The organism is Kribbella sp. NPDC020701 (assembly GCF_055562215.1).
Genome location: NZ_JBVHFT010000003.1, coordinates 249,780 through 255,538, shown reverse-complemented (window position 1 = coordinate 255,538; position 5,759 = coordinate 249,780). Strand labels below are relative to the sequence as shown.

6 protein-coding genes are annotated in these 5,759 nt (G+C 67.3%); 2 read left to right on the top strand and 4 right to left on the bottom strand.

The window, feature by feature from the left end:
* Window positions 1–73: 73 nt before the first annotated feature.
* From ACZ3HV_RS08380 to rarD, 4 genes are all read right to left on the bottom strand, one after another.
* The gene (locus tag ACZ3HV_RS08380) at window positions 74–1,645 is read right to left on the bottom strand and encodes an HNH endonuclease signature motif containing protein (protein ID WP_465682181.1); all 1,572 of its coding nucleotides are present in this window, start codon (window positions 1,643–1,645) and stop codon (window positions 74–76) included.
* 121 nt (window positions 1,646–1,766) lie between these two features.
* Entirely contained in the window at window positions 1,767–2,243 is a 477-nt protein-coding gene (locus ACZ3HV_RS08375) for a cupin domain-containing protein (protein ID WP_465682179.1), read from the bottom strand.
* Between the two features lie 39 nt (window positions 2,244–2,282).
* Complete coding sequence (locus tag ACZ3HV_RS08370) at window positions 2,283–2,765, bottom strand: RrF2 family transcriptional regulator (RefSeq protein ID WP_465682177.1); 483 nt, start codon at window positions 2,763–2,765, stop codon at window positions 2,283–2,285.
* A gap of 43 nt (window positions 2,766–2,808) precedes the next feature.
* Window positions 2,809–3,726 (bottom strand): EamA family transporter RarD, encoded by a 918-nt coding sequence (gene rarD, locus ACZ3HV_RS08365; protein WP_465682175.1) that lies wholly within the window; start codon window positions 3,724–3,726, stop codon window positions 2,809–2,811.
* 130 nt (window positions 3,727–3,856) lie between these two features.
* On the opposite strand from rarD, the gene ACZ3HV_RS08360 reads away from it, so the two are divergent.
* Together ACZ3HV_RS08360 and ACZ3HV_RS08355 are read left to right on the top strand one after the other, a co-directional pair.
* Window positions 3,857–4,609 carry a sugar phosphate isomerase/epimerase family protein gene (locus ACZ3HV_RS08360; RefSeq protein ID WP_465682173.1) on the top strand — a complete coding sequence of 251 codons (753 nt, stop codon included), beginning with the start codon at window positions 3,857–3,859 and terminating at the stop codon, window positions 4,607–4,609.
* A 331-nt stretch (window positions 4,610–4,940) separates the two neighbouring features.
* Complete coding sequence (locus tag ACZ3HV_RS08355; protein WP_465682171.1) at window positions 4,941–5,669, top strand: D-Ala-D-Ala carboxypeptidase family metallohydrolase; 729 nt, start codon at window positions 4,941–4,943, stop codon at window positions 5,667–5,669.
* Window positions 5,670–5,759 lie beyond the last annotated feature (90 nt).

Below are 5,759 nucleotides of genomic sequence, written 5' to 3'. Positions count from 1 at the left end.
GCGGCGAGCCCCAACGTCGCCGAGTCCCGCGGTATCACCGGTCCGCGACTGTGGAGGGGGCTCTTCGTCGGCTTCACACCCGCAAGGCTGCTTGGGGTGTAGCGCGTTCGCCCGGCGGGCTCTCGGAGCCGGTCGTGGTGGTCGTGGTGGGTGGTGGGGCTGGTCCTGGTTGATCGGGTTCGGAGGTAGGTGGTGGATTGTCGTTGCCCAAGATGGAGTGGCGGATGACGTCCCGGGTGGCGTTGTGGGCGGTGAGGTGGTTGGGCGCCCAGGTTCGGGTCGCGGAGGGCGAGGGTTCGCGCGCCGCATCGTTGTAGGTAGTGGGTTTGTATCTGCCGGGTGGTGGCGGGTCGGGGGTTGCCCAGGTGGGCCGGGTGACTTGTACGACGTCGTCGATGATGGCGATTGTCCAGTGGCCGGCGTGGAGGTCGATGTGGTGCCGTTTGCAGAGCAGTACGAGGTTGGAGATGCAGGTCTGGCCGCCGTCGATCCAGTGGACGAGGTGGTGTGCCTCGCACTGGATCGGCGGGGCGCCGCAGACGACGCAGCCGCGGTCTCGGGCGTTCAGAGCTAAGCGCATGGGGCCGGTGACGAGGCGTTTGGTTGTGCCGACGTCAAGTGGTTGGGATTTTGAGCCGAGAACCACTGGGATGACCTGTGCGTCGCAGGCCAGCCTCCGCACCGCAGCTGCAGAGAGGTCGTCGCCGAAGACAGTGTCGCCGAGCGCATCCGCCGTCGCGGCCTTCAAGGCTTTGTAGTCGATAGTGATCGTGAGGTGGGCCTTCGGTCCGTGGCCGGGAATGTTGTCCTCTGTGACCTTCGAAGCCTCGTCGTTCGTACTCCTCACCGCACCGCTGGTGCTCGCCACGATCCCGCTGTCCTGCGTGCCTTTGCTATTGGTGTGAATGACGCCGGCAGCAACGTTGAGGAGGGTGGTGAGGGCGTCGGCTTGGCGCTTGTCTCGGGCGCGAGGGTCTGGGGCGCCGTCGACGGTTCTGTGGGGTTTGGCGCCGGCGTGGATGAGGGTGCGGAAGAGCTCGGCGTTGTCGTTGGCGAGGTAGCCGCGGAAGGTGACGCCGTTGTCGGCGGGGTTGAGGGTGAGGGATTCGCGTTTGTAGGCGCGGTTCTCGTCGGGTTCGGGGCCGTCGGGGTCGAGGATGGCGCGGATGCGATGGCCGGCGCGGCGCAGTTCGGCGGGGGTGAAGGTGCGGGCGAGATTGATCAGCTGCTGCTCGGCGACAGCGAGGTTCTCCGGTGGGGTGTCTGCCGGAGCCTTCTCTAGCTCGGAGACGATGACGGCGGCCTGGGCGGGATGCATCGGACGGGTCGGTGCGGTGCTGTCCGAGTCCTCAGGCGAGCCGCCTGGGTCCGGTAGCGCGGCGGCGACAGCGTCGTACTTGCTGAGGGCTCTGGCGAGGCGGACATCGCGGCGGGCCTCGGCCGGGTCGATGCGGTAGCGCGTGGACAGGAAGCGCGCGGTGTCGCCGGCGCCGATGTCCTTGGCGTAGCCGGAAGCGTCGAGGTCGGCCGTCAGTTGCAGGTAGTAGGTCTTCTGGCGAGCGATCTCGGCGACGGTCGCATCGAGTCGCGACAGCTTCTCGCCGTCGGTCATCGACCACGCGGGCCGCTCGCCGAGGATCTCCATGCCCGCAACTCTAGACGCCCCCACGGACAGTCCCAAGGCGGAATCCCCTGTAAAACAAGGAGAATCCGGCTATCCACAGAAACTCATCTCACACCGATCAGCAGCCCGAAACGGGTAGGCGTCAGCGGTTCTGCCAGGTGGGGCTGTCGACGTAGTGGTTGTCGTAGAGATCGCTGGTCTTGGCTAGTTCGGCGGGGTTGGTTTCGCCTCGGTAGACGGACTCGAGGAGGCGGTAGTAGTCGAAGCGCGGCTTGGCGTGGGTGAGGACGAACAGGACCTCGGTGGCCGAAGGGCCGGCGGCTTCGAAGGCGTGCGGGGTGTTCGGCGGGACGACGAGGAAGTCGCCTTGCGCCAGGGTGATGAGGTCGTCGCCGGTCAGGACGCGGAGCGTCCCGGTGAGGACGAAGAAGAGCTCGGACGCCTCGTGATGCAGGTGCGGGGGAGCGCCTTCCTTGCCGGGCTGGAAGATCGAGCGGTGGCTGGTGAGGTGGCCGCCGGTGTCGGGTACGTCGGCGAACAGGGTGACACCGCTGGCCGACAGGACCTCGGCGTCGGTCGCGCGGACAAGAACGATGGAAGTATTCTGGATATTAGACATCTTGAATTAGCTCCTGGGTCTGGACGGAATTGGGAGGGGTCAGGACTTGAGGTTGGCGAACCGGGCGCGGGTGCTGTCCGGGGTAGCCGGGAACTGTTTCTCGACGCGGCCGGCGATGTCGGCGATCGTCGTACCGGCCAGCTCGCGGCGGTAGGTCAGCTCCGCCGCTCGCATCGCCTGGGAAACAACGCAGGTCTTGCGGTAGTCGGCGTGCGGATCGGCACCGGGGCCGGCCTTCAGGATCTGGGTGCAGCGGAATGCATCCTCAGGCCCGTCGATCGCGACGACGATGTCCAGCAGCGTGATGTTGCGGGGATCGCGGGCCAGCTGGAAGCCGCCCTTCGGTCCGGAGACCGAGGAGAGGATGCCGGCTCGGGTCAGCGCCTGGAGCTGCTTGTTCAGGTACGCCGTGGGAAGGTCGTAGAAGGCGGCGAGTCGCTTGGCGGTGACCGCCTCGCCGGGCAGCCAGCTGAGGTTCACGCAGCTGTGCATCGCCCACTCGACGCCCTCGTTCATCTTCATAACCTGGATACTAAGTATCCTGAATGCGTGACGTCAAGCGACTTCAGACGGCGGAGGCGGTCATCGCGGCTCGTTCGAGGGCGATCGAGCGGCGACGGCGGTTCATGCTGTCCCAGGTGAAGATCACCAGCGCGATCCACACCAGCCCGAAGCCGGCCCACCGCATCGACGACATCGCTTCGTGGAACACCAGCACCCCGACGGTGAACTGCATGATCGGCGCGATGTAGTTCAGCAGTCCCAGCGTCGTCATCGAGACCCGCGTGGCCGCAGCGCCGAAGAGCAGCAGCGGTACGGCGGTGATCGGCCCGGTCAGCAACACGAGCACCAGGTATCCGGTCCCGACGTGCGTGACCGTCGCGTCACCCTGCAGTCCGAGGATGACGATCGCCGCCAGCGCGAGCGGGACTACGGTGCCGGACTCGATCGCCATCCCCTCGATCGCCCCGGCGCCGGCCTGCTTCTTCGCCAACCCGTACAACCCGAACGAGAACGTCAGCGTGATCGCCACCCACGGCGGACGCCCGTTCTCGATGGTCAGCCCGACAACCGCGACGAACGCGATCGCCAGCGCGGTCCACTGCGCGGGCCGCAGGCGCTCCTTCAGTACGACGACGCCGAGCAGCACCGTGAACAGCGGAGTGATGAAGTACCCCAGCGAGGTCTCCACGACCCGGCCGTGGTTCACGGCCCAGATGTAGGTGCCCCAGTTCACCGAGATCAGGAACGCCGCCGCGATCAGCGGCCAGCGCCGGCGCGGCTCGCGCAGGAGCGCCCTCACCTGGCCGAACTTCCGCAGTACGGCGACCAGGATCGCGATGGTCACCAGTGACCACAGGACACGATGGGCGAGGAGTTCGATCGCGCCGGAGTGGTCCAGCAGCTTCCAGTACAGCGGGAAGAGACCCCAGATCAGGTACGCGGTGAAGCCGTAGGTGAATCCTCTTCGCTGTTCTGGCACGCCGTCAGACTAAGCCCGCGTGACAGTGGCATCCAATTGCTTTGCTCATGACGTGAGACGGGCTGGTGCCAGCGGGTTGGCTGGCTGGTGCCATGCGGTTGGATAGAGAGGTGGATACGAGGAGGCTCGCGTGGGTGTGAGGACCGGTCTGGTCTCGGTGACGTTCCGCCAGTTGCCGGCCGACGAGGTGGTGGAAGTGGCCGCGAAGGCCGGGCTCGCGGCGATCGAGTGGGGTGGTGACGTGCATGTCCCGCTCGGCAATCTGGTCACCGCCAAGCGGGTGAAGGCGCTGTCCGAGGTCCACGGGCTGCAGATCGCGGCGTACGGCTCGTACCTGCGGGCCGGCAGCGTCGACCGCGAGGAGATGCGGTCCGCGGTCGCCACGGCGGTCGCGCTCGGGGCGCCCCGGATCCGGGTCTGGGCCGGCAACGTCGGTACGGCGGAAGCCGGCGTAGGGGACCGGATGGCGGTGACCCGCGGGCTGGCCGAGCTGGCCGACGTGGCCGCGTCGTCGGGGATCGAGATCGCGCTGGAGTTCCACCGCAACACGCTCACCGACGAGGTCGACTCGACCATCACCCTGCTGCTCGACGTCGGCGCGCCGAACCTCAAGACCTACTGGCAGCCGCCGGTCGACCTGGGCGACGCCGAGTGTCTCGAACAGCTCGAGTCCCTGATGCCGTGGCTCAGCACGGTGCACGTCTTCTCCTGGTGGCCGTCCAACAACCGCCTACCGCTCGCGGGGCGGGCGTCGCTCTGGCGCCGGGTCATCGACCGCCTCGCCGCCGAACCCCGAGAGATCAACGCCCTCCTCGAGTTCGTCGCCGACGACTCCCCGGAGCAACTCGCCAAAGACGCAGCCGACCTCCACAGCTGGATCTAGTGTCCTGAGTCGGAAGTTCGACGGCGCTTTCGGCGCCCAGGCACGCACCTCGCGGCACTTGCCCAGCGCCCACGATGCTCCGCATCGAGGCCACTGACCAAGCACCGCGATGCACGCACCTGAACACCGAAATCTCTCGCCGAACTTCCGACTCAGGACACTAGGGCACGGACAGGTGGCCCGATGGTTGCCTCGTTGGTCGCCGGGGGTTGTCAGGAAGTTCCGCTGAGTACTGGCCAAGCGGTGGATGGTGACGGAATGCTGGCCGGTGACAGGTTCCTTCACCGCCCCGGAGGTCTCGATGCCCATGCTCAAGCCCATGCTCAAGCCCATGCCCAGGTTGCTCGCCGTGCTGCTCCTGTTCGCCGCGACGCTCACCACCAGCCAGGTCGTCACGACGATCGAGGCGCACGCGGACGGTTGTTATACCTGGGGGCGCACGCTCAGTCAGGGGATGACCGGCGAGGATGTGCGGCAGTTGCAGATCCGGGTCGCCGGGTATCCCGGGTACGGCGCTCACCTGGCCACCGACGGTGATTTCGGGCCGGCCACGAAGGCGGCGGTGCAGCGGTTCCAGTCGGCGTACGGGCTGGGGGCGGACGGCGTCGCCGGACCGGCCACGTTCACCAAGATCTACGCGCTGCAGGACGACGACTGCACGCCGATCCACTTCACGTACGCCGAGCTGGACGACGGCTGCGGTGGATCCGGGTGGGACGGCGGGCCGCTGTCGGCGGCGGCGACGAAGGCGAACGCGTTGCAGACCATGTGGCAGCTCGAGGCGATGCGGCACGCGCTCGGCGACCAGGCGCTGAACATCTCCAGCGGCTTCCGCAGCATCCCGTGCAACAACTCCGTCGGCGGTGCCAGCAACAGCCAGCACCTGTACGGACGCTCCGCAGACCTGACCGGTGTCCACTCGTTCTGCACGCTCGCCAAACAAGCCCGCAACCACGGCTTCGGCGGAATCTTCGGCCCCGGCTACCCCGGCCACGAGGACCACACCCACGTGGACATCAGGACCTCGAACTCCTGGAGCGCCCCGAACTGCGGAATTTAGGGTCCCGGGGGGGGGGGGGGGGGGGGGGGGGGGGGCGGCTGTAAACCCCGCATCGACCCCCCCCAAGACTACCACCACCGGATAGAGCTA